Genomic DNA, 24,231 nt, shown 5'->3' on the forward strand with positions numbered 1-24,231 from the left:
ATGGACGCGGATCTGGTCATCATCGGCTCGGGGATGGGGGGGGCGACGCTGGCGGCGGCGCTCGCCCCCTCGGGCAAGCGCATCGTGATCGTCGAGGCGGGCGAGCGGATCGAGGACACGCCCGAGGCCATCGACGGCTACGCCATCCATGGCCGGGGCGTCTTCCGGCCGGACGAGACCTGGCTGGACGGGCAGGACCAGCCCTTCAGTCCCGGCAATTTCTACTATGTCGGCGGCAATTCCAAATTCTACGGCGCGGTGCTGCTGCGCTATCGCGAAAGCGATTTCAGCCCGATTCGCCATATGGGTGGCACCACGCCCGGCTGGCCGATCACCTATGCCGAGATGGCGCCCTGGTATCAGGCCGCCGAGGAGATGTATCAGGTGCGCGGCCAATTGGGCGACGACCCGAGCGAGCCGCCCCATGCCGCCCCCTATCCCTTCCCGCCGGTTCCCGACGAACCCGAAATCGCCGATCTGCGCCGCCGTCTGTCCGGCATCGGCCTGCACCCGTCCCATCTGCCTTTGGGGGTGGACATCGAACGCTGGTTGGAACGTGCCAAAATCGGCTGGGACGGCTATCCGAACACGGTGGGCGGCAAGATGGATGCCGAAACCATCGGCATTGCCGAGGCGCTGAAACACCCCAATGTCATCCTGTTGACCGGCACGCGCGCGACCCGGCTGGAATGCGGTGACGATGGTCGCATCGTGGCGCTGCATGTGAAAGGCGCGCGGGGGCCGGCCCGGATCGAGGCCGGGCATTTCGCCCTTGCCGCGGGTGCGGTGAATTCGGCGGCCCTGCTGCTGCGCTCGGCGGATGGGGCGCATCCGCAGGGATTGGCCAACAGGTCGGATCAGCTTGGCCGCAATTTCATGAACCATAACTGTTCCGCCGTGCTGGCCGTTCACCCTTTCCGGCGCAACCGCTCGGTCTATCAGAAGACCCTGATGGTGAATGATTTCTACGAAACCGGCGGTCCCAAGGGCGAGCCGCTGGGCAATATCCAGATGCTGGGCCGGGTGACGGGGCCGATCCTTGCCGCCGGGGCCGGCCTGCCGCTGATGCTGGCCAATCTGATCTCGGACCGCGCGCTGGATCTTTATGCCATGTCCGAGGATCTGCCCGATCCCGAAAGCCGGGTCAGCCTGCATAACGGTCAGATCAGGCTGGACTGGAAGCGCTCGAACTGGGAAGCGCATGAGGCGCTGGTGGCACGGCTGAAGAAGGAACTGCGTCGGGCGGGCTATCCCATCGTGCTGTCGAAACCTTTCGACCGCCGCACCCCCTCGCATCAATGCGGGACGGCGCGGATGGGGCGCGATCCGGGCAGCAGCGTGGTCGATATTCACGGCCGTGCCCATGACCACCCGAACCTGTTCATCACCGATGCCAGCGTGCTGCCGACCTCGGCGGCGGTGAACCCGGCGCTGACCATCGCGGCGCTGTCCTTGCGCGCGGCCGACCATATCCGCAAGGGGGACTGGGCATGAGCATGGCGCTGATCACCGGTGGCCAGCAGGGCATCGGGCTTGGCATTGCCAGCGCCTTGCGCGAGGCGGGCTTTCAGATCGCCATCGCCGCCGAACAGCCCGAGGACTCCGCCCCGGTGCAGGAGGCGCTGGCGGCACTCGGCCCGCAGGCGCGGTATTATTGTCACGACCTGTCGCAGGTCGGGGAGGTGCCGGCGCTTCTGGATGCCGTCGAACGCGATCTCGGCCCGGTCACCACGCTGATCGCCAATGCCGGGGTGCCCGCGCGCATCCGCGGCGACCTGCTGGATCTGATGCCGGAAAACTTTGACTGGACCATGGGCATCAATCTGCGCGGCAATTTCTTTCTGGCGCAGGCGGTGGCGCGGCGAATGCTGGCGCTGCCGGAGGATGCCTATCGCAGCATGCTCTTCGTCACCTCGGTCAGCGCCGAGATGGTCTCGCCCGAGCGGGCCGAATATTGCATCTCCAAGGCCGGGGCCTCGATGATGGTCAAGCTGTTCGCGGCGCGGCTGGCCGCCGCCAATATCGGCGTGTTCGAGATCCGCCCCGGCATCATCCAGACCCCGATGACGGCGGGCGTGTCGGGCAAATACGAAGCCCTGATCGCGGGCGGGCTGGTGCCCGCGAACCGCTGGGGCCATCCGGGCGACATTGGCCGCGCTGTCCTGCCGCTCGTGCAGGGCGCGATGGCCTTTTCAACGGGCAGCGTGATCGCCGTCGATGGCGGGCTGTCGATTCCAAGATTGTGAGGAGGCCGGGCATGGCCAGTGATTATGACTTCATCATCGTCGGCGGCGGCAGCGCCGGCTGCGTGCTGGCCAACCGGCTGACCGAGAATCCCGACACCCGCGTGCTGCTGGTCGAGGCCGGCGGCCGCCCGCGCCATCCCTTCTACGCCATGCCGGCCGGTTTTGCGAAAATGACCAAGGGCATCGGCAGCTGGGGCTGGGAAACCGTGCCGCAGCGCCACATGAAGAACCGCGTCATCCGCTTCACCCAGGCCCGCGTGCTGGGCGGCGGCTCCAGCATTAACGCCCAGATCTATACGCGCGGCAATGCGTTGGATTACGACGAATGGCGCCAGCTTGGCTGCGACGGCTGGAGCTATGAGGACATTCTGCCCTATTTCCGCAAATCCGAGGATAACGACACCTATAACGACCGCTGGCACGGGCAGGGCGGTCCCCTGGGCGTGTCCCAGCCCGCCGCGCCCTTGCCGATCTGCGAGGCCTATTTCCGCGCCGCGGGCGAGATCGGCATCCCCCATAACGAGGATATGACCGGGGCCACGCAGGACGGCGTGGGCTATTACCAGTTGACCCAGAAACATGCGCGGCGGTCCTCGACCTCGGTGGCGTTTCTGGACCCGGCGAGGTCGCGGCCGAACCTGACGGTGATGTCGGGCGCGCAGGTGCTGGCGATCGAGGTGGAAGGCGGCCGCGCCGTGGGCATCCGGGTTGCCGAGGGCAGCACCAGCCGCAGCCTGCGCGCGACGGCCGAGGTGATCCTGTCCTCGGGCGCCATCGGTTCGCCACGCCTGCTGATGCTGTCGGGGATCGGCCCCGCCGATCACCTGCGCGATCTGGGCATCGATGTGGTGCTGGACCAGCCGGGGGTGGGGTCGGACCTGCAGGACCATCTCGACCTGTTCGTGATCGCCGAATGCACCGGCCCCCATACCTATGACCGCTACGCCAAGCCGTGGTGGTCGGCGGTGGCCGGCCTTCAATATCTGCTGACCCGCAAGGGGCCGGTCGCCTCCAGCCTGTTTGAAACCGGGGGCTTCTGGTATGCCGATGCTGATGCACGTTCGCCCGATATCCAGTTCCATCTCGGCCTCGGTTCGGGGATCGAGGCGGGGGTGGCCGCGATGCCGAATGGCGGCGTGACGCTGAACTCGGCCTATCTGCGCCCGCGGTCGCGCGGCACGGTACGGCTGGCCAGCAGCGATCCCAAGGCCGCGCCGCTGATCGACCCGAATTACTGGGCCGATCCCCATGACCGCGAAATGTCGATCCGGGGCCTGAAGCTGGCGCAGGAGATCATGGCCCAGAGCGCCCTGAAACCCTATGTCCTGCGCGAGGTGCTGCCGGGACCGCAGGTCCGGACCGACGAGGATTACCTCGATTACGCCGTCGCCAATGCCAAGACCGACCACCACCCGGCCGGCACCTGCCGGATGGGCAGCGATAGGGCGGCGGTGGTCGATACCCGGCTGCGCCTCAACGGCATCGCCGGGCTGCGCGTCGTCGATGCCTCGATCATGCCGCGGCTGATTTCGTCGAACACCAACGCCCCCACGATCATGATCGCGGAAAAGGCCGCCGACATGATCCGCGCCGATCATGGGGCCTGAGATGATCCGCCATATCGTCCTGATCCGCTTTCGCGACGACCTGCCCGAGGCCGCCATCGACGCCATTTTCGCCGATCTGCACGCCATCCGCGCCGTGCTGCCGGGGGTGATCGCCATCACCGCGGGGCGCAGCGAAAGCCCCGAGCAGATCGAGCGCGGCTATCTGCACGGCTTCGTCCCCGATTTCACCGATTGGGATGCGCTTGCCGCCTATCAGGCCCATCCCGACCACCGCCGCGTCAGCGAGGCGCTGATCGCGAACGCGGTTGGCGGACTCGACGGCATTCTGGTTTTCGATCTTGCTGTGAAGGACTGACCCATGCTCAACCTGCCCACCTATGACGGCACGCTGCAAACCTTCGCCAGCACCCGCGAGCCGCTGGTGCCGCGCGCGCCGACCCGTCCCTGGACCCGCGTGGCCTTCGCCGCCGCCCATGTCGTCAGCGATCCCCTGGCCGAACGGGCGCCCTGGACCGACCGCCCGGCGGTCGACTGGGAGGCGACGCTGAACTTCCGCCGTGGCCTCTGGGATCAGGGTCTCGGGCTGGCCGAGGCGATGGATACCGCCCAACGCGGCATGGGCGTCGACTGGGACACCGCGCGCGAGTTGATCGCGCGCACCATGAAGGAGGCGAAGGCCCATCCGCTGAAGCCGCGCGTGGCCTGCGGGGCGGGCACCGATCACAGGACGCTGGCGGAGCTGCCGGATCTGGACAGCATCGTCGCGGCCTATGAACATCAGATGGACGCGATCGAGGCCGAGGGCGGCCAGTTGATCCTGATGGCGACGCGGGCGTTGCCGGCGATCAATGCGGCGCCTGCCGATTACCGGCGCGTCTACGACCGGCTGATCGCGCAGGCGAAGGAGCCGGTGATCCTGCACTGGCTGGGTGATATGTTCGACCCGGCGCTGAAAGGCTATTGGGGGCATGACAGCATCGCCGCCGCCTCGGATGCGGTGCTGGATCTGATCGCGGCTCATCCTGGCCGCGTCGACGGCATCAAGATCTCGCTGCTGGATCAGGCGCATGAGGAAGATTTCCGCGCCCGCCTGCCCGAGGGGGTGAAGCTCTATACCGGCGACGATTTCAACTATGCGGCGCTGATCGCGGGCGACGGAAAGCACCATTCCCACGCGCTGCTGGGGGCGTTCACCGCCATCGCCCCCGCCGCCGCGCAGGCGCTGGATGCGCTGGCGGCGGGCGACCGCGCGGGCTATGACGCGCTGATGGAGCCGACCGTGCCGCTTTCGCGCGAATTGTTCCGCGCGCCGACGCAATTCTACAAGGCGGGGATTGCCTTTCTGTCATGGCTGAACGGGATGCAGCCGGGCTTCATCATGCCGGCGGGCTTTCAGTCCACGCGCGGCATTACCCATTATGCCGAGCTTTACCGGCTGGCCGCCAATGCCGGGCTGCTGCAGAATCCCGATCTGGCCGAGGCGCGGATGCGCCACCTGCTGGCCGTCCACGGCATCGGGGCATGACGCGCAGGCCGACCATTCTGGACGTGGCGAGGGCGGCGGGGGTGTCGAAATCCACCGTCTCGCTGGTGCTGCAGGGCAGCCCGCTTGTGCGCGAGGAAACCGCGCTTGCCGTGCGCGAGGCGATGGCGCGGGTGGGTTACGTCTATAACCGGGCGGCGGCCAATCTGCGCTCGGCCTCGACCGGGCTGATCGGGCTGGTCATAAACGACTTGCGCAACCCGTTCTTCACCGAATTCGCGACCTCGATGCAGATGGCGTTGGCGGAACAGGGCTATGCCACGGTGATCGGCAATTCGGACGAGGACCCGGCCCGACAGGCGCAACTGGTGCAGTCGATGATTGAACACGGGGTCGCGGGGCTGGTGATCTCGCCCACCTTCGGCGATCCCGGCGCGATCATGGACCAGATCGCGGCGGCGCAGATCCCGGCCATGCAGGTGCTGCGCAAGCTGGATGGCAGCGCGGGGCGCATCCCCTTCGCCTCGTTCGATTACGCCACCGGCGGCGCGGTCGCCACCCGGCACCTGCTGGATCAGGGGCTGACCCGCATCGCTTTTCTGGGCGGTCGGCCCGAGCGGCAGATCACCGCCGAACGCGCCTCGGGCTATCTCGCGGAAATGGCCGCCGCCGGGCTGGAGCCGCTGATGCTGCCCGGCGCCATCACCCGCCACGGCGGCCATGAAGCGGCGCTGAGCCTGCCCGAAGACACCCAGGCCGTCCTGTGCTTCAACGATCTGGTGGCGCTGGGGCTGATGAACGGGCTGGCCCGGCAGCGGCGCCGCGTGGGCGAGGACATCCGCCTTGTCGGCTTCGACAATATCGAAGAATGCGCCGAAGTCTGGCCCGCCCTGTCCTCGGTCAGTTGCGATATTGCCCGCTTCGGGCATGACACCGCGGTGCGGCTGCTGGGCTGGCTGAATGGCGGTCTGGTGCCGCCCGCTGAAACCCGCGCGCCGGTCGGGCTGATCGCGCGCGCATCCTCGCTGGGGGTTGACCATGGATGATGTGGCTTTCCTGCGAAGCCTGTTCGACCGCGCCGTCGCGGTCGCCGATCCGATGCGCTTCATCTCCGGGAACCTGCCGCCGCGCCCGGCGGGGCGGGTGGTCGTGGTCGGCGCCGGCAAGGCATCCGCCCGCATGGCTGAGGCGGTCGAGGCCGCCTGGGGCCCGGTCGAGGGGCTGGTGATCACCCGCTACGGCTATGGCCGTCCGACGCAAGGGATCGAGATCGCGCTTGCCGCCCATCCGGTGCCTGATCAGGCCGGGGTCGCGGCGACGGCGCGGATGCTGGATCTGCTGGCGGGACTGGGCGCGGAGGATCTGGTGGTCATGCTGATCTCTGGCGGGGCCTCGGCGCTGCTTTGCGCGCCGGCGGGAGCGATGACGCTGGCGGAAAAGCAGGCGGTGAATGCGGCGCTGCTGGCCTCGGGCGCGCCGATCGACCAGATGAACGTGCTGCGCAAGCATCTCAGCCGGGTGAAGGGCGGCCAACTGGCCGCCGCCGCCGCGCCCGCGCGGGTGCTGGCGCTGATGATTTCGGACGTGCCGGGCGATGATCCGGCGATGATCGGATCGGGGCCGACGGTGGGCGATGCCTCGACCGCTGCGGAGGCGCGCGCGATTGCGGCGCGTTGGGGGATCGCGCTGCCCGACAGCGCGCAGGCTGTGCTGGCAGGCCAGACCGGGGTGATCCCGCCCGGTGATCCGCGCCTCGCCGGGGTCGAGAACCGCGTGGTGGCCGCGCCCGCGCAGTCGCTGGCGGCGGCAGCCGAGATGGCGCGCGAGGCCGGTTTCGAGGTGCGGATCCTCGGCGACGATCTGGGCGGCGAGGCGCGCGAGGTTGCTGCCGAACATGCAGCCTTGGCGCTGGCTGCGCAGGCCGGGCGCAACGCCGGAATGCCCCCCTTGCTGCTCCTCTCGGGCGGAGAGTTGACAGTGACCCGAACGGGCAATGGCGTGGGCGGTCCCAATGCAGAATATGCGCTGGCGCTGGCACTGGCGCTGGATGGCGCGCCGGGCATCCGCGCGATCGCCTGCGACACCGACGGCGTCGATGGCGCGGCGGAAATCGCCGGCGCGCAGATCGGGCCTGATACGCTGACCCGCGCCATGTTCGCGCGGCGCGACCCTGCCCAGGCGCTGGCGAATAACGACGCGCACAGCTTCTTCGGCACGCTCGGCGATCAGGTGGTGACCGGGCCGACGCTGACCAATGTGAACGACTTCCGCGCCATCCTCATTCGCCCGGCATAGGCGCGGACGCGCCGCGTTTCGGCGGCGGGGCGCGCAGCGGGCCGGACAGGCGGCGGATGGCGACATAGAAGCTGGGCACCAGGAAGATGCCGATGAAGGTGGCCGCGATCATGCCGCCCATCACCCCGATCCCGATGGAGTTCTGCGCCGCCGCCCCCGCGCCCCGCGCCGTGGCCAGCGGCAGCACCCCGAGGATGAAGGCCAGCGAGGTCATCAGGATCGGGCGCAGGCGCAGCTTGGCGGCCTCGGTCGCGGCGGCGATGGTGCTGCGTCCCTCAAGCTCCAGCACGCGGGCGAATTCGACGATCAGAATGGCGTTCTTGGCCGCCAGCCCGATGGTGGTCAGGATGCCGACCTTGAAATAGACATCGTTCGACTGTCCGAAGATCAGCGCCGCCACCACCGCGCCCAGAATGCCGACGGGCACCGCCAGCATCACCGAAAACGGCACCGACCAGCTTTCATAGATCGCCGCGAGTGACAGGAACACCACCAGCGCCGACAGTGCATAAAGCCAGGGGGCCTGATTGCCCGACTGCTGTTCCTGATAGGACAGGCCGGTCCATGCGACGCCGAACCCGCCGGGCAGATCGGCGACCATCTGTTCCATCGCCTCCATCGCCTGACCCGAGCTTGCGCCCTCGGCCTCGGTGCCCGACATGGAAATCGCATCGGTGCCGTCAAAGCGCTGCAGCCGCGGTGCCACCGGCTCCCACCGATAGGAGGAGAAGGCGCTGAACGGCACCATCTCGCCCGCCGAATTGCGGGCATACCACGCCTCCAGATCCTCGGGCTGCATGCGGAAACCGGACGCGCCCTGCACGATCACCGGGCGCAGGGTCGCCCCCATGGCGAAATCATTGACCTCGCGCCCCGAGAAGATCACCGAGAGCATCCCGTTCACTTCGCTGACATTCAGGCCAAGCGCCTCGGCCCGTTGGGCATCGATGTCGAGATGCAGCGCGGCATCATCCTCGTCGCCCCGGCCCTCGACATTGGTGACGAGGGTGCTGGTCTCGCTGGCGGTTTCCAGCGTGGCCGAGGCCTCGCGCAGTTTGTCGGTGCCCTGCGCGGTCTGATCGATCAGGAACATGCTGAAACCTGCCTGATTGCCCAGACCCTGAATGGGCGGCGGCTGGTTGAAGCTGATGCGGCCCGCGCGGTTCTTGCCGAAGCGGTCATTGGCGCGCTGCGCCACCGCGCGGGCGGATTGCTCGGGCGTGTCGCGCAGGTCGAAATCCTTCAGCTTCACGAACAGCATGGCCCGGCTTTGCGAGCTGCCGGACCAGCCCCAGCCAAGGGCGCCGAAGACGGATTCGACCGCCGGTTCGTCGTTCAGCAGATATTGCTCGATTTCCTCGACCACGGCGCGGGTCTGCTGCGCGGTCGAGCCTTCCGACAGTGTGATCTGTGCCATCAGCACGCCCTGATCCTCGGTCGGCAGGAAGGTCGAGTTCATCCGTGTGAACAGCTGCCAGGTGCCGAGCGAGATCAGCGCCAGCACCAGAAGCGCCATGAAGGGGCGGCGCAGAAGCCGGGCGATGATCGCGGCATAGCCATCGGCCAGGCGGTCGAACTGGCGATTGAACCAGCGGGCGGCGGCGAAGCGGGCATCGCCGTGATGTGGGCGCAGGATGGACGCCGTCTGCGAGGGTGTCAGGATCAGCGCCGCTGCCAGCGACAGCCCCATGGCGGTGATGATGGTGACGGAAAACTGCCGGTAGACCACCCCGGTCGATCCCGCCATGAAGGCCATGGGCAGAAACACCGCCGACAGCACGGCGGCGATGCCGATCAGCGCGCCCGAGATCTGCCGCATCGACTTTTCCGTCGCCTGCACCGGGCCGAGGCCGTCCTCGCGCATGACCCGTTCGACGTTTTCGACCACCACGATGGCATCATCGACCAGCAGACCGATGGCCAGCACCATGGCGAACATGGTCAGGGTATTGATGGAATATCCCAGCGCCGCAAGCACCGCGAAAGTGCCCAGCAGCACCACCGGCACCACGATCACCGGGATGATGGTCGCGCGCCAGGTCTGCAGGAAGATCAGAATGACCGCGACCACCAGCACGATCGCCTCGATGAGCGTGCTGTAGACCTTCTCGATCGACAGCTCCACGAAAGGCGAGGTGTCATAGGCCACCCGCAGGTCCACACCTTCGGGCAGGCTGCGGCCGAGGTTGTCCAGCACCTCGCGCACGCCCTCGGCGGTCTCGACGGCATTGGCACCGGTTTCCAGGTTCACCCCGAAGCCGGCCGCGTTCAACCCGTCGAACCGGCTGTCCGAGCCGTAGCGCTGCTGGCCGATCTCGATATCGGCCACGTCGCCCAGCCAGACATTCCCCCCGTCTTCATCTGTTTTCAACAGGATGCGGCGGAATTCCTCGATACTGGTCAGCTGGCTTTGGGCGGTGATGGTCGAGGTGAACTGCTGCCCCGGCAGCACCGGCTGCGACCCCAGCGAGCCGACCGAAACGGTCGAGTTTTGCGCCGCCACCGCCGCCGTGATGTCCGTGGGCAGCAGGTTGTATTGCGCCAGCCGGAATGGGTCCAGCCAGATCCGCATCGCATAACCCGAGCCGAAGATGTTGATCCCACCCACGCCCTGCACCCGCTTGACCGGGCCCTCGACGATCTCCTCGAGCATGTTGCCCAGCTCGACCGTGGTGAAGCGCCCGTCGGTCGACACCAGCGAGCCGACCATCAGGATCGAGGAAGTGGAGCGCGTGACGCTGACCCCATCGTCCTGCACCGGCGTCGGCAGGCGCGATTCGACGCTGCGGACCTTGGATTGCACATCGTTCAGCGCATCGGTTGGATCGACGCTGTCATCGAAGGTGAGGGTGAGGCTGGACCGGCCAAGCGAGGAGCTGCTTTCGAAATACAGCAGGCCCTCGATCCCGGTCAGCGCGTCCTCAATGGGCGTGGTAACGGAATTCTGCACCGCCTCGGCGGTCGCGCCGGAATAGCTGGCGCTGATCCGCACCGTGGTCGGTGCGATGTCGGGATATTGCGAGACCGGCAGACCCAGCAACCCGTAGACCCCGGCCAGCATGGTCACGATGGCCAGCACCCAGGCGAAGACGGGTCGGTGGATGAAGAACTGGCCCATCTCAGTTGCTGCTGGTGGGGGTGGCCGCGGCCGCGGCCGCGGCGGTCGAGGTCGGGCCGGGCGTGTCGCGCTGCGCCGAAGTGGCGGCGGCGTCTTCCTGGGCCGGTTCATTATCGGGGGCGGCATCGCGCACCACGCCCTCGGCGTCGATCGTGACAGGGACGGTGGTGATTTCGGCCCCGTCGCGCAGATTGTCCAGCCCGTCGAGGATCAGGCTGTCGCCCTCGGCCAGGCCATCGGTCACGATCCAGGCATTTTCATGCGTGCCCTGTTCGGTCAGCTGGACCTGCACCGCCTTGTTGTCGCGCGCGACGAAGGCGGTCAGCTGGCCCGCGGCCGAGCGGCTGGTGGCGCGTTGCGGCACCAGGATGGCGTTGATCTGGCCGATGGTCAGGGTGACGCGAACGAACTGGCCGGGCAGGATCATCCGGTCCGGATTGGGAAATTGCAGGCGGATCGGGATGGTCCCGGTGGTCGCCGACACCGCCGTGCCGGGGCTGAGGACGCGGCCCGGCTGGGCATAGACCTCGCCTGTTTCCAGCGTCATCCGGGCGTCGATGGGGACGCCGGGGCGCTGCATGTTGCCGTCATCGATGCTTTGCCGATGGCGCAGGATGCGGGCGCGCGATTCCGAGACATCGACATAGATCGGATCGACCTGCGCCACCTCGGTCAGCTGTTCGGACTGGTTGGCACTGACGATATCGCCGACGCTGAAGGGGGTGACGGCGACGATGCCGGGGATCGGGCTGGTGATCGCCGTCCGCTCCAGCGCCAGCCGGGCCAGTTGCAGACGCGAGCGGGTGGCCCCCGCCGCGGCCTCGGCCTGCGCCAGCGCCACCACCGCAGATTGCACATCGGTCAGACTCACGCCCGAACCGCTGAGCTTGCGGTAGCGTTCCACCGTGTCGCGCGCCCAGTCCAGTGCCGCCTCGGCCGAGGTGACGGCGATTTCCTCGGCCGCCAGCTCGGCCTCCAGGCTTTCGTCCTCCAGCCGGAACAGCACGGTGCCGGCCTCGACCTCGGCGCCGGCCTGATAGGGGATTTCGGTGATCTCGCCGCCGACCTTGGGGCGAATCGCGGCCAGTTGATAGGCCACAGCACGGCCGGGCAGTTCCACCGTCACCGGCACCTCGCTGCGGGTCACGGGCATGATGCCGACCTCGGTCGGGCCTTGCGGGCCGCGACCCTGCTGGGCTTGTGCCGGGACAAGCGAAACCATGAGGGCCACGGCCAAAGCCAGGACCACGGCAGAGGCGCGCGCAGGGGGTAACGGGCGGGATGGGGTCAGCAGCATGCGCACAATGTTGCCGCAGCGGCCAGCGGGCGCAAATAGCAAACCCGTGACCGGCCAAAATTCCCGGCCCGGCGGGGCGGAGTGCCTTAATGTGCGGCTTCGACGCCGTCCACCCGGCGGATGATCTCGGCGATGCGGTCGGCGGCGACCGGATCGGCATGGCCGCCCCAACGCTGCCGCAGATAGCTGACCAGTTGCGCCATCTGCGTGTCGTCCAGCCGATCGGCAAAGCCAGGCATCGCCTGCATGCGCTCGCCTTGCGCCAGATCACGTGCCTCGACGCCCTCACGGATGATGCGCACCAGATTGATCGGGTCGTCGAACATTGCCGTGGTATTGGTGTTCAGCGGCACCGAGCTGTGCGGCTGGCCGGTCCCGTTTGGTCCGTGGCAGCCGGCGCAGAGGCCAAGGTAAAGCTGATGGCCGGCCGCGTCCGGCGTGCCGGCGACCGGGCGCGGCACCGGGCCGGGGGCAGAGCGTCCGGCCAGAAGGTGGCTGGTAATGGCCTTGATATCCTCGGGCGGCATATGGCTGGTGGAATGGGACAGCACTGGGAACATGCGGAAGGTCATCACCCCTTGCGGCGCCAGCCCGCTGGCCAGAAAGCGCTCCAGATCTCCGGCGGTCCAGCCCCGCTGGACAAGCGCATCGGGGGTCAGGTTCGGCGCCAGCGCCCCCTCGATCACATTGCCGGCCAGCGGCTGGCCGGTCATGGCATAGGCAAGATTGCGCGGGGTGTGGCATTCGCCGCAATGCCCCAGCACGTCGACCAGATAGCGCCCGCGCGCGGCTTCGGGCGTCTCGTCCGTCGCCGGCTGGAAGGGGGCGGCGTCGGGCCGAAAGACGGCGTTCCACAGGCTGACGCCGAAACGCAGATTGAAGGGCGGAATCAGCCGGTTCGGGGTATTGGGTTTCTCGACCGGGGGCTGCGCCATCAGCCAGGCATAAAGCGCATCGGAATCCGCCCTGGTGATGGCGTGATAGCTGACATAGGGCATCGCCGGATAAAGGTTGCGTCCCCCCGGCGCCACCCCCCAGGCAATGGCGGTATAAAGGTCGTCCGCGCTCCACCCTCCGATGCCGTGGGTTTCGGAGGGCGAGATATTGGTGCCGTAGATCGTGCCCATCGGCGTGACCATCGGCATCCCGCCGGCAAGGTCGGAGCCGCCATCGGGATCGGTGTGGCAGGCGGCGCAATCACCCGCCCGCGCCACCTGTTCGCCGCGCGCGATCAGATCGGCGCGGGCGGGGCCGTCGAGGCTGGCCAGATCGACCGAGGCCGGCGGGATCGGTCCCGCGCCCCAGCCCTTCCACATCAGCAGCCCGGCCGCAACGGCCCCGAGGACGACCAGCAGGCACAGCACCCGCAGCACCCGGATCATGCCTTCACCGTAGCGTTGGCGGTTTGGGCCGGGCCGTCAACGGTCAGGCCGGGGGTGCTCAGGATCACCTCGCGCACGGCCTGATAATAGCGGACATAACCGGTGCAGCGGCACAGATTGGCATCCAGCGCCGTCAGGATGCGGCCCTCGACCTCGGCCACCGGGATCGGGGCCTTGGCGAGCGATTCGACCAGCACGGTGGCGGCATTGACGAAGCCCGGCGTGCAATAGCTGCACTGGAAAGAGAAATGTTTCAGAAAGGCCTGCTGCACCGGCGAGGGGACAGGCCGGCCATCGGTGTCCTTCCCGGCGATGCCCTCGATCGTGCGAATGCTGCGCCCGTTCAGCCAGGCGATGCCGGTGATGCAGGCAGGCACCGTGCGCGAGCCCTCCTCGCCATCGACGATGATCGTGCAGGCCCGGCAGACGCCCTGCCCACAGGTCAGGCGGGTGCCGGTCAGGTTCAGATATTCCTGCAGCAGCTCGACCGCCATCAGGTCCTCGGGCAGGTCGACCGGGCCGATCTTCTGGCCGTTGATGGTGGCGGAGAAGCTGATCTTCGGGATGGCCATCACAGCACCTCCTGAATGCGGGTGGCGGTGATCGGGAAGCGGTCGAAGCGGTGGCCGGTCGCTTGGGCGATGGCATTGGCGCAGGCGGCGGCAACGGGGATCATCACCACCTCGGCCATGCCTTTGGGCGGGTCATTATCCGACAGCGCCGGCAGCACATGGCCTTCCTGCGTCCAGACCGCCACATCCGAGGCGCGCGGAATCCGGTAACGGCTGAGGTTCCAGGTCCCGTTGCCCGGCCCGTCGGCGCCCACCGGCAGGTCTTCGTAAAGCGCGTGGCCGATGCCCATGGCGACGCCCCCCTCCAATTGCCCCGAGACCAGTTCCGGCACGATCTGCGTCCCGCATTCCAGCCAGGTCTTGTGCGACAGAATGCGCACCTCGCCCGAGCCGGAGGAGACCGCCAGTTCCACCATCGTCGCGCAGGGCGCGTAATAGACCGTGCCCGCATTGTTGCGCTGCACCGGGGGGTAATAGGCCTTGACGCGCGGGACGAAGGCATAGCCGCCATCGCTCATCCGTGCCCGTTTCGCCGCGTCGGCGCCGGTCCCCCATTTGACCGAGATCGCGTCGATGGGGGCGCGGAACTGCTGACCGTCGATATCGAAATCGGCTTCGGCCCAGGCCCAGCGGTTGAAAGTATGGACGCAGGCCCCAGTCACCAGCCCGTCGCGATGCGCGCGTTCGGCCAGCCGTTCCAGCGACAGCGGTTCCAGCGACCGCGCGGTCAGCATCCCGTTCTGCCAGCGCGCATCGGCGATGGTCACCGGTTCGGGCAGCAACTGGCCGCCATCGGGACCGCCGCCCCAGATCGACAGCGCCGCCGGCCACAGTCCAAGCCGCAGCAGCATCTGTGCTGCCTGCTGGCTGGCATGGGTGAAGTAATAGGCCGAATTCGAGGCCGAGCGCGGCGAGGTGAAGCGGGGCACCCAGAACGGGTTCAGCGCCAGCTGGTCCTCCTCCTCCTGCGGGGTGGTATAGGGCTGATCCTCGGTCACAAGCGGCATCTGCGGCCAGTCCTGAACGGAAAACTCGACCTCGTCGGCGGGGCGCCCGACGAAGGGCTCGACCACCAGCATCTGGGCGGTGGTGGCGCCGGCGCCGATTTCATTTGCGACATGGCGCATGGCGAGCCGGCCCTCGGGCGTGACTTCCAGCGAGACGACGGCTGCCTCGGCCCCGGTGCCGAAATCCTTCTGGACCGCGCCGAAACCAACGCCATAGAGCATGCCGGGATTGGCGGCTTCGTATTCGGCCTTCTTCGCCGCCCGCCCGGTCCAGAGCGGGTCCTGTTCCGCCAGCGCCAGAATCTCGTCGATGCGCATCTGCCCCGAGGGCACCGCGCCCTGGGTATTCTTCATGCCGCTGCCGATCACATTGATGCGGCGCAGCGCAATCGGGTCCATGCCGATTTCGGCGGCGATGTCGTCGACCAGCATTTCGGTCGCGGCCATGGATTGCAGGGTGCCGTAGCCACGCATCGACCCCGCCGTGACCCCGATCGAGGGCCAGACCTCGACCTTCAGATCGCTTTTCGGGAAGTAATAGACCGACTGCGCCGCCGTCACCGCCACGGTGCCGACTGAGGGGCTGAAATTCATCACGCCCCCACCATCGCCGATCATGTCGCAGGTGAACGCCTGAAAGCGGCCCTCTGCATCGACGGCGATGGCCATGTCGGTCTCGAACGGGTGGCGCTTCAGCGCGAACTGGAAATGCTGCCAGCGGTCCAGAACCAGCCGCACCGGCCGCCCTTCGCCATAGAGGGCGGCAAGGGCCACGTAATTCGGGAAGGACTGATGTTCTTTCTGGCCGTAGCCGACGGTATAGCCGGTGACGAAATCCAGCCTGTTCAGCGTGAAGCGGCTTTCGGTGACCAGATGCAGGATATGTTCGGCCGCCGAATAGGGCGATTGCGAGGCGCCGATCACATGCAGCGTGCCGGTGGCGGCATCATACCAGGCATTGCCGTTCTCCGGCTCCATCGTCACGTGTTCGATCGACTGGCTGGAATAGTGTCGGCGAAACACGCGCAGGCCCTCGGGCGGGCTGTCGAATTCGGTGCGGATGGCGGCAGCGTGGCGGACGGCGGCGCCGAACGCCGCGTCATCCGGGCCGGGCCATGTGACGCCCTGCGGGCTGGTGGCGGGCCAGACGACATAGTCCTTCATGGCCGAGAAGACATCGGCCCCGCGCGGGTCGGAACCGCCGATGCGGACATATTGGGCGGCGCCGTAAGGGGCGCGCGCGGGCTGCGCGGCCTCGGCCCCCCAGCGGAAGATGTCATTGTTGAAGCGGATCAGCGCGCGCGCGGCCCGGAAGCGTTCGTAATCGTGCCAGATGCCGATGGCGACCGGCTGGCCCAGCATCGGCGGCAGCTGGCCAGCCGGCAGGAAGAACTCGCCGTAAAAATCCGGGTCCGGCATCGACAGCCCGTCCGCCTGCGCCGTCGCCGCGTCGACCAGCACATCGGGCATCAGCCCGTCGGGTTCCAGCACCGACAGGTCCAGCCCCTCATAGATGCGGTCGGCGCGGGGAATGTGGATGGTCATGGCGTGGGACTGTTCGTCCGGCCACCCCTCCAGATCGCGGGCGCGGATGTCGACGGCAAAGACCTTCGACCCCGTCACCTTGGCCATGCCATCCCGGCGGTAACGCAGCTTGCCATCGGCAAACCAGCCCCGGTCCTGGCCCACGGGCGACGGCATCATCGCCGCCTGTGCCGGGCGCATCGGCCGGACCGCAGCAATGACCCCGAGGGCTGCGGCCGAGGCAAGAAATTGACGGCGAGACACGTCGATGGGTCGCATGGGGCTACCTGATTTCGTCCTGGTTTCCTGTCATGTTCCGACCTGCAAGGGGGCAAGTCAACCGGCTTCGGCTGCGGATCGCGCTGACATTTCAGCGGCAATCCGCCCGTTTCTGCGCCCCTGCCGCGATCTGACGCAGCGGCCTGCTGGCCATGCCGGGGACGGGCTGGCTAGACTGCGATCATGACCAGCCAGCGGGGGAACGCCATGTCATTCACCGTCAACGGGGCGCTGCACGACCCCGAGCTTGATCCTGACATGCCGCTGCTTTGGGTCCTGCGCGAGGTGCTGGGCCTGCCCGGCACCAAATATGGCTGCGGCATTGGCGCCTGCGGGGCCTGCACCGTGCATCTGAACGGTGAGGCCGTGCGCGCATGTCAGGTGCTGGCAGGCGATCTGGATGGGGCCGAAATCGTCACCATCGAGGGGCTCGGCACGCCCGAAGCGCCCCATCCCGTGCAGGCCGCGTGGATCGAGACGCAGGTCGCCCAATGCGGTTATTGCCAGTCGGGCCAGATCATGCAGGCCGCCGCCCTGCTGGCCGCGACGCCGGCGCCGACGGATGCCGAGATCGACGAAGCGATGTCGGGCAACCTGTGCCGCTGCGGCACCTATCCCCGCATCCGCGCCGCGATCCGCCGCGCCGCCCATACCGCCGAGGGCTGAGCCATGTCGCTGCGCAAATTCACCCGCCGCGCCTTTCTGGTCGGATCGGCCGTCATCGCCGGGGGCGTGGCCTTCGGCGTCTATACCGTCCGCCGCGACCCCGAAAACCCGCTGGCCGAGGACCTGCCGGAGGGGGCGGCGACCTTCAACCCCTGGGTGCTGATCGACGCGCAGAAGGTGACGCTGATCGCGCCCCATGCCGACAAGGGGCAGGGGGTGATGTCGGTGCAGGCGGCGCTGCTGGCCGAGGAAATGGACCTCGACTGGGGCGGGTTCGAAGTCAGCTTCGGCAGCCCGGCCAAGGCCTATTGGAACACCGCGCTGGGGGACGACTCGGTCCCGTTCCGCGCCAGCGACGACAGCCGGCTGGCCCGCGTCGCGCGGGGCGGCGCCGATATCGCCTTCAAGCTGTTGGGGATGCAGGTCACCGGCGGCTCGACCACGGTGCCCGACAGTTTCGACAAGCTGCGCGAAGCCGGCGCCATGGCGCGCGAGACGCTGAAGGCCGCCGCCGCGCGCCGCAGCGGGCTGGCGGTCGCCGATCTCGGCACCGAAAGCGGGGCGGTGCTGCTGCCTGATGGCACCCGCATCCCCTATACCGAACTGGCGGCCGAGGCCGCAGCGATCACCCCGGTGGCCGCCCCGGCGTTGCGCGATCCCAGTGCATGGCGGCTGCTGGGCCAGCCCATGCAGCGGCTGGACATCGTCGAAAAATCCACCGGCACGGCGCGTTACGGCATCGATCTGGCGGTCGAGGGCATGGTCCATGCGGCCGTCCGGCTCAGCCCGCATCGCGGCGTTGTCCTGTCCTATGACGACAGCGCCGCCCGTGCGCTGCCTTACGTCCGGCAGGTGCTGCAGATCCCCGGCGGGCTTGCGGTCATCGCCGATAACAGCTGGCACGCCATGCAGGGCGCCGAGGCGCTGGAGGTCGAATGGGCCCCCGCCGCCTATCCACCCGAGCAGGCCGGGCACTGGCAGCGCCTCGCCGACAGTTTCACGGAAGATGCGCTCGACCGGACCTGGCGCAACGACGGCGATGTGCAGGCGGCGCTGCCAGCCGATGCGCCCGCGGCCGAGGTGCTGGCCGCCGAATACCGCTCTCCCTATGTGGCCCATGCGCCGCTCGAGCCGCTGTCGGCCATCGTCCGCGTCGACGATGCGGGTGTCGAGATCTGGTCGGGCCATCAGATGCCGCGCGAGGTGCAGAAAGCCGCCGCCCGCGCCACTGGGATCGAGCCGGAACAGGTGCGCTTCCACAACCATCTGATCGGTGGCAGCTTCGGCCACCGGCTGGAACCCGAGTTCATCAGCCATGCCAGCGCCATCGCCAACCAGCTGCGCGGCACCCCGGTCAAGCTGATCTATCGGCGCGAGGAGGACTTCGCCACCGATTTCCCCCGCCATATCGCCATGGGACGCGGGCGCGGCGCGGTGCGGGACGGGCAGGTGGTGGCGCTGGATCTGCAGATCGCCGCGCCCTCGGTCACCCGCTCGCAGATGGGTCGGCTGGGCATTCCGGCGGCCGGCCCGGATAACCAGATCCCTGCCGGAGCATGGAATGCCCCCTATGCCATTCCCGATTTCCGCGTCCGCGCCTATGCGGCCGAGGGACTGGCGCCGGTCTCCAGCTGGCGGGCGGTGGGGGCGAACGGTGCGGGCTTCATTCTGGAGGGCTTTCTGGACGAACTGATCCTGCAGGCCGGGGCCGATCCGCTGGCCGAGCGTATCCGCCTCGCCTCGGACCCGGTGGCGCGCGGCGTGCTGGAAGCCGTGGGCAAGATGTCGGGCTGGGACGGCGTGCTGCCGAAGGGGCGGGGGCGCGGCGTGGCTCTGGTCGAAAGTTTCGGCGTGCCGGTCGCCGAAGTGGTCGAGGTGACCGCGACCGAAGGCGGCATCCGCATCGACAAGGTGTTCGTGGCCTGCGACGTGGGCCCGGTGCTGGACCCGGTGAATTTCGAGAACCTCGTGCAGGGCGGCGTGGTCTTCGGCCTTGGTGCGGCGATGAATTGCGAAATCACCTATGCCGGCGGCGCGGCCGAGCAGACGAATTTCGACAGCCACGAGGGCATGCGCCTGTACCAATGCCCGGAAATCCACGTCCAGTCGCTCGGGCAGGCGGCAAAGATCCGCGGCATCGGCGAGCCGCCGGTGCCCCCGACCGCGCCCGCCCTTGCCAACGCCATCTTTGCCGCCACCGGCCAGCGGATCCGCGAATTGCCGCTGTATCGTCACATCGACTTCGCCTGAGATGCCCCCGCTGCGGCTGCACAGGGATCCGTGCAGCCGCAGCGAGAAAGGGCCATTGCAAATCCCGCCGTGAAGGTGCCGAATTGACCTGAGGATAGGTTAACGAGGCCGGGGAGGATCCATATGCCAACCGATGACATCGCCAATGACCGCCGCCAGGAGGCGCTTGACTATCACGAGTTTCCTCAGCCCGGTAAACTGGAGATCCGCGCCACCAAACCGATGGATACCGGGCGTGACCTGTCGAACGCTTATTCGCCCGGTGTCGCCGAAGCCTGTCTGGAGATCGAAAAGAATCCTCTGGCTGCAATGCGCTATACCGCGAAATCAAACCTTGTCGCGGTGATTTCGAACGGCACGGCGGTGCTGGGCCTCGGCAATATCGGGCCGCAGGCCTCGAAACCGGTGATGGAGGGCAAGGCGGTCCTGTTCAAGAAATTCGCCGGGGTCGATTGCTTCGACATCGAGGTGAACGAGACCGATCCCGAAAAGCTGGCCGATCTGGTCTGCCGGCTGGAGCCGACCTTCGGCGCGGTCAACCTCGAAGACATCAAGGCGCCAGAATGCTTTCTGGTCGAACGCCTGTGCAAGGAACGCATGAACATCCCCGTCTTCCATGACGACCAGCACGGCACCGCCATCGTGGCGGCCGCCGCCGCGACCAATGCCGTTCGGCTGGCGGGAAAGAAGTTCGAAGATATTCAGGTGGTTGCCCTGGGGGCCGGGGCTGCGGGCATCGCCTGTCTGAAGATGCTGATGGTGATGGGGGTCAGGAAGGACCACATCACCATGCTGGACAGCAAGGGCGTGGTTCATACGGGCCGCAACGACCTGAATCCCGAAAAGCAGGAATTTGCCCGCGATACCGACAAGCGCACCACGCTCGAGGCGATGGAGGGCGCGGACCTGTTCCTGGGTGTCTCAGGCCCCGGCCTGCTGACCGCCGAGATGGTCGGGAAGATGGCGCCGAAGCCGATCATCTTCGCGCTGGCGAACCCGACGCCCGAGATCATGCCCGAAGAAGCCCGCGCCGCTGCGCCCGATGCGCTGATCGCCACCGGGCGCAGCGATTATCCCAATCAGGTCAATAATGTGCTGTGCTTTCCCTTCATCTTCCGCGGGGCGCTGGATACCGGCGCCACGCAGATCAATGATGAGATGAAGGTCGCCTGTGTGGAGGCGATCGCGGCGCTGGCCCGCGAAACCGCCTCGGCCGAGGTGGGGCAGGCCTATCGCGGCGAAAGGCTGACCTTCGGGCCGGAATATCTGATCCCGAAGCCCTTCGATCCGCGCCTGCTGCCGACCATCGCCACCGCCGTCGCCAAGGCCGCGATGGAATCGGGCGTGGCCACGCGACAGCTGGATCTGGACGATTACCGCCGCAAGCTGCAGGGCAGGGTCTATCGCAGCTATAACATCATGCGCGACGTGTTCGAGGCCGACAAGCTGGCCAACCGCCGCATCGTCTTTGCCGAGGGCGAGGACGAGCGCGTCCTGCACGCCGCGCGCCAGCTGATGGAGGACGGCCACGACACCCCGATCCTGATCGGCCGCCCCGAGGTGATCGAGGCCCGTCTGGAACGCGAGGGCATCCGCATGGATCTGTCCGCGATCGAGATCATCAACCCCGAAAGCGATGTGCGTTACCGCGATTATTGGACCGCCTATCACCAGCTGATGCGCCGCCGCGGGGTCACGCCCGATCTGGCTCGCGCCATCCTGCGCACCAACACCACGGTGATCGCGGCGATGATGGTCCATCTGGGCGATGCCGATGCGATGATCTGCGGCACTTTCGGCGAATATCGCTGGCACCTGAAATATGTGGACGAGATCCTCGCCGGGCCTGATGCCCGTCCCATCGGGGCGCTGTCGCTGATCATCCTCGACCGCGGGCCGCTGTTTCTGGCCGACAGTCAGGTGAACCTGAACCCGACGCCCCGGCAGATTGCCGATACGGTGATCGGCGCGGCGCGGCATATGCGCCGCTTCGGTGTGCAGCCCCGGATCGCGCTGTGTTCCAGTTCGCAATTCGGCAATCTCGAGACCGAATCGGCGCGCAACATGCGCGCCGCGATGGAGATTCTGGACGGCATGGACCTCGATTTCCAGTATGAGGGCGAGATGCCTGCCGATGTGGCGCTGGATCCCCAGCTGCGCGAAAGGCTGTTCCCCGATGGGCGTCTGACCGGGGCGGCGAACGGGCTGATCTATCCCAATGCCGAAATGGCGGGGGCCGCGCGCAATATGCTGCGCTCGGTCGCGGGCGGGCTGGAGGTCGGGCCGATCCTCATGGGCATGGGCAACCGCGCCCATATCGTCACGCCCGGCATCACCGTGCGAGGCCTGATGAACATCGCCGCCCTCGCCGGCACCAATGTGTCGAGCTACAGCTGAGCGCCGGGCGCAACCGGCGGGGCGCCTGCCGGTTGCGCGATCTTTCGGCTTCATTTGAAGCTTCTTGGCGAAAATCGGCCTTACCCGGCCGCCCTCAACTCGGTTAGCTTGCGAAAAAACCTGCAGGGAGCGCCGCATGACCGATTTCGCCATCATCTGGGACTGGCTGGGCTTTGCCGTGCGCTGGGTGCATGTCATCACCGCCATCGCCTGGATCGGGTCGAGCTTCTATTTCATCGCGCTCGACCTTTCCCTGCGCAAGGCGCCGCATCTGCCGCCGGGCGCGCATGGCGAGGAATGGCAGGTCCATGGCGGCGGGTTCTATCACATCAACAAATACCTCGTCGCGCCCGAGCACATGCCCGAGCATCTGACCTGGTTCAAATGGGAAAGCTATTCGACCTGGCTGTCCGGCGCGGCGCTGTTGATGATCGTCTATTGGGTCGGGGGCGAGCTGTTCCTGATCGACCCCGCCAAGGCCGATCTGGCGCTGTGGCAGGGGATCGTGATCTCGGCCCTGTCGCTGTCCATCGGCTGGCTGGTCTATGACCGGCTGTGCAAATCGCCGCTGGGGGAACATCCGACCGCGCTGATGCTCCTGCTGTTCGCGCTGCTGGTGGTGATGGGCTATGCCTATAACCAGATCTTCACCGGGCGGGCGACGCTGCTGCATCTGGGGGCCTTCACCGCCACCATCATGACCGCCAACGTATTCTTCATCATCATGCCCAACCAGCGCATCGTGGTGAAGGACCTGCAGGAGGGCCGCAAGCCCGATCCGAAATACGGCAAGATCGCCAAGCTGCGCTCGACCCATAACAACTATCTGACGCTGCCGGTCATCTTCCTGATGCTGTCGAACCACTACCCGCTGGCCTTCGCCACCGAATACAACTGGCTGATCGCGGCGCTGATCTTCCTGATGGGGGTCACCATCCGTCATTTCTTCAACACCATGCATGCGGGCGGCGGGATGAAATGGTGGACATGGGCTGTTACCGTCATCCTGTTCATCGGCGCCATGTGGCTGTCGACCGCGCCGCTGTTCCAGCCCAGCTACGAGGAATCCGAGGCCCGTGTGCTGACCCCCGCGCAGCAGAAATTCGCCGATGCAGCGGGTTTCGATCAGGTGATGAACATCGTTCCCGGCCGCTGCGCCATGTGCCACGCGCGCGAGCCGGGCTTTGAAGGCATCCACATCGCCCCCAAGGGCCTGCTGCTGGAAACCCCCGATGACGTGACCCGCGCGGCGCGTCTGATCTATATCCAGGCCGGGCTGACCCATGCCATGCCCCCCGCAAATGTCAGCTTCATGGAAGCCCCCGAGCGGCAGGCCATCGTCGACTGGTATCGCGCCGCCACCGGGCAGGCGCCGCGCCAGCTGGCCGTGAATTGAACGCAAACACCGCTTTTCCCGCCGCCCCGGTCACGGCGCCTTTCCCTCATGTTGGCGGCGAGGGCGATGGCGTTTGAACGGTTGAAGCAATGGGCCCGCGCCCTCAAGCGCGAGGTGGTGGCGCTGTGGATCGCCGCGCGCGATCCGCGCACCCCGCTGGGCGCGCGGATCGTGGCGGCGCTGGTGGCGGCCTATGCGCTCAGCCCGATCGACCTGATCCCCGATTTCATTCCCGTGCTCGGGCTGCTGGATGACCTGCTGATCGTACCGTTGGGCATCCTGCTGGCGGTCAGGCTGATTCCGCCCGCCTTGATGGCCGCGTTCCGCCGCCGCGCCGGGGGCTTGCAGGACCGCCCGCGCAGCCTTGCCGCTGCCGGGATCATCGTGGCGATCTGGGTGCTGGCGCTGCTGCTGGCCGGCGCGGCGTTTCTGCGCAGGGGGGCGGCCGGGTAACGGCATTGTACCGGCGCGTCGGGATTGGTCGCGCCGGTTGGCGGCGCTGGGGATATCGGTCAGATCGTGACGCACAGCCCCAATCCGCGCCGCCGGCCGCCGCGTCACCCTTTTTCCTGCGGCCGGCGGCATCGTGTTCGCTCGGGCGGGCACGGGCCGGGGCAACCGGACGCACTGGCCAGACCCGTCGATCGAAGGCGCAGGGGCGTGTTGCCGCCGGTGTTCGGAGGTGCTGATGACGGCGCCGACCCGCGCGGCAGTTCGGTCGGTCACGGGTGCCGCGTCGGTTGCAATTCGC

General features: G+C 67.4%; 17 protein-coding genes. 12 read left to right on the forward strand and 5 right to left on the reverse strand.

Annotated elements, in window-relative coordinates:
* From H1S04_RS11070 to H1S04_RS11100, 7 genes are read left to right on the forward strand one after another with little or no spacing between them, the layout of a single operon-like run.
* On the forward strand, positions 1-1,494 hold the full coding sequence (locus H1S04_RS11070) for a GMC oxidoreductase (RefSeq protein WP_181745653.1): 1,494 nt from the start codon (positions 1-3) through the stop codon (positions 1,492-1,494).
* Entirely contained in the window at positions 1,491-2,246 is a 756-nt protein-coding gene (locus H1S04_RS11075; RefSeq protein WP_181745654.1) for a 3-ketoacyl-ACP reductase, read from the forward strand. Before H1S04_RS11070 ends, H1S04_RS11075 begins: the two co-directional genes overlap by 4 nt.
* An 11-nt stretch (positions 2,247-2,257) precedes the next feature.
* Positions 2,258-3,853 (forward strand): GMC family oxidoreductase, encoded by a 1,596-nt coding sequence (locus H1S04_RS11080; protein WP_181745655.1) that lies wholly within the window; start codon positions 2,258-2,260, stop codon positions 3,851-3,853.
* A 1-nt stretch (position 3,854) separates the two neighbouring features.
* The gene (locus tag H1S04_RS11085) at positions 3,855-4,169 is read left to right on the forward strand and encodes a Dabb family protein (RefSeq protein ID WP_181745656.1); all 315 of its coding nucleotides are present in this window, start codon (positions 3,855-3,857) and stop codon (positions 4,167-4,169) included.
* Between the two features lie 3 nt (positions 4,170-4,172).
* Positions 4,173-5,339, forward strand: coding sequence for a dihydrodipicolinate synthase family protein (locus H1S04_RS11090; protein WP_181745657.1), 1,167 nt, complete (start codon positions 4,173-4,175; stop codon positions 5,337-5,339).
* Positions 5,336-6,343 carry a LacI family DNA-binding transcriptional regulator gene (locus H1S04_RS11095; protein WP_181745658.1) on the forward strand — a complete coding sequence of 336 codons (1,008 nt, stop codon included), beginning with the start codon at positions 5,336-5,338 and terminating at the stop codon, positions 6,341-6,343. The genes H1S04_RS11090 and H1S04_RS11095 overlap by 4 nt, the downstream gene beginning before the upstream one ends.
* Entirely contained in the window at positions 6,336-7,592 is a 1,257-nt protein-coding gene (locus H1S04_RS11100) for a glycerate kinase (RefSeq protein ID WP_181745659.1), read from the forward strand. Before H1S04_RS11095 ends, H1S04_RS11100 begins: the two co-directional genes overlap by 8 nt.
* Here the strand turns inward: H1S04_RS11100 and H1S04_RS11105 are convergent.
* The 5 genes from H1S04_RS11105 to H1S04_RS11125 all read right to left on the reverse strand — a co-directional run bounded on the left by H1S04_RS11105 (position 7,576) and on the right by H1S04_RS11125 (position 16,756).
* Positions 7,576-10,710 carry a multidrug efflux RND transporter permease subunit gene (locus H1S04_RS11105; RefSeq protein ID WP_181745660.1) on the reverse strand — a complete coding sequence of 1,045 codons (3,135 nt, stop codon included), beginning with the start codon at positions 10,708-10,710 and terminating at the stop codon, positions 7,576-7,578. The genes H1S04_RS11100 and H1S04_RS11105 overlap by 17 nt on opposite strands.
* A 1-nt stretch (position 10,711) precedes the next feature.
* Complete coding sequence (locus tag H1S04_RS11110) at positions 10,712-11,932, reverse strand: efflux RND transporter periplasmic adaptor subunit (protein WP_255435583.1); 1,221 nt, start codon at positions 11,930-11,932, stop codon at positions 10,712-10,714.
* Between the two features lie 161 nt (positions 11,933-12,093).
* On the reverse strand, positions 12,094-13,389 hold the full coding sequence (locus tag H1S04_RS11115; RefSeq protein ID WP_181745662.1) for a cytochrome c: 1,296 nt from the start codon (positions 13,387-13,389) through the stop codon (positions 12,094-12,096).
* Positions 13,386-13,961 (reverse strand): (2Fe-2S)-binding protein, encoded by a 576-nt coding sequence (locus H1S04_RS11120; RefSeq protein ID WP_181745663.1) that lies wholly within the window; start codon positions 13,959-13,961, stop codon positions 13,386-13,388. The genes H1S04_RS11115 and H1S04_RS11120 overlap by 4 nt, the downstream gene beginning before the upstream one ends.
* Entirely contained in the window at positions 13,961-16,756 is a 2,796-nt protein-coding gene (locus H1S04_RS11125; protein ID WP_220185203.1) for a xanthine dehydrogenase family protein molybdopterin-binding subunit, read from the reverse strand. The genes H1S04_RS11120 and H1S04_RS11125 overlap by 1 nt, the downstream gene beginning before the upstream one ends.
* A gap of 222 nt (positions 16,757-16,978) precedes the next feature.
* On the opposite strand from H1S04_RS11125, the gene H1S04_RS11130 reads away from it, so the two are divergent.
* From H1S04_RS11130 to H1S04_RS11150, 5 genes are all read left to right on the forward strand, one after another.
* Positions 16,979-17,437, forward strand: coding sequence for a (2Fe-2S)-binding protein (locus H1S04_RS11130; protein WP_181745665.1), 459 nt, complete (start codon positions 16,979-16,981; stop codon positions 17,435-17,437).
* Between the two features lie 3 nt (positions 17,438-17,440).
* Complete coding sequence (locus H1S04_RS11135; protein WP_181745666.1) at positions 17,441-19,687, forward strand: xanthine dehydrogenase family protein molybdopterin-binding subunit; 2,247 nt, start codon at positions 17,441-17,443, stop codon at positions 19,685-19,687.
* A gap of 123 nt (positions 19,688-19,810) precedes the next feature.
* Positions 19,811-22,084 carry an NADP-dependent malic enzyme gene (locus H1S04_RS11140; protein WP_181745667.1) on the forward strand — a complete coding sequence of 758 codons (2,274 nt, stop codon included), beginning with the start codon at positions 19,811-19,813 and terminating at the stop codon, positions 22,082-22,084.
* A gap of 136 nt (positions 22,085-22,220) precedes the next feature.
* Positions 22,221-23,480: a urate hydroxylase PuuD gene (locus H1S04_RS11145; protein WP_181745668.1), complete on the forward strand. Its 1,260-nt coding sequence runs from the start codon at positions 22,221-22,223 to the stop codon at positions 23,478-23,480.
* Positions 23,481-23,546: 66 nt separating this feature from the next.
* Positions 23,547-23,933, forward strand: a complete 387-nt coding sequence (locus tag H1S04_RS11150) for a YkvA family protein (RefSeq protein ID WP_181745669.1) — start codon at positions 23,547-23,549, stop codon at positions 23,931-23,933.
* Positions 23,934-24,231: the final 298 nt, after the last annotated feature.

Origin of the sequence: Paracoccus sp. S1E-3 (assembly GCF_013868135.1) — a bacterium.
In the GTDB taxonomy this organism is placed as follows: domain Bacteria; phylum Pseudomonadota; class Alphaproteobacteria; order Rhodobacterales; family Rhodobacteraceae; genus Paracoccus.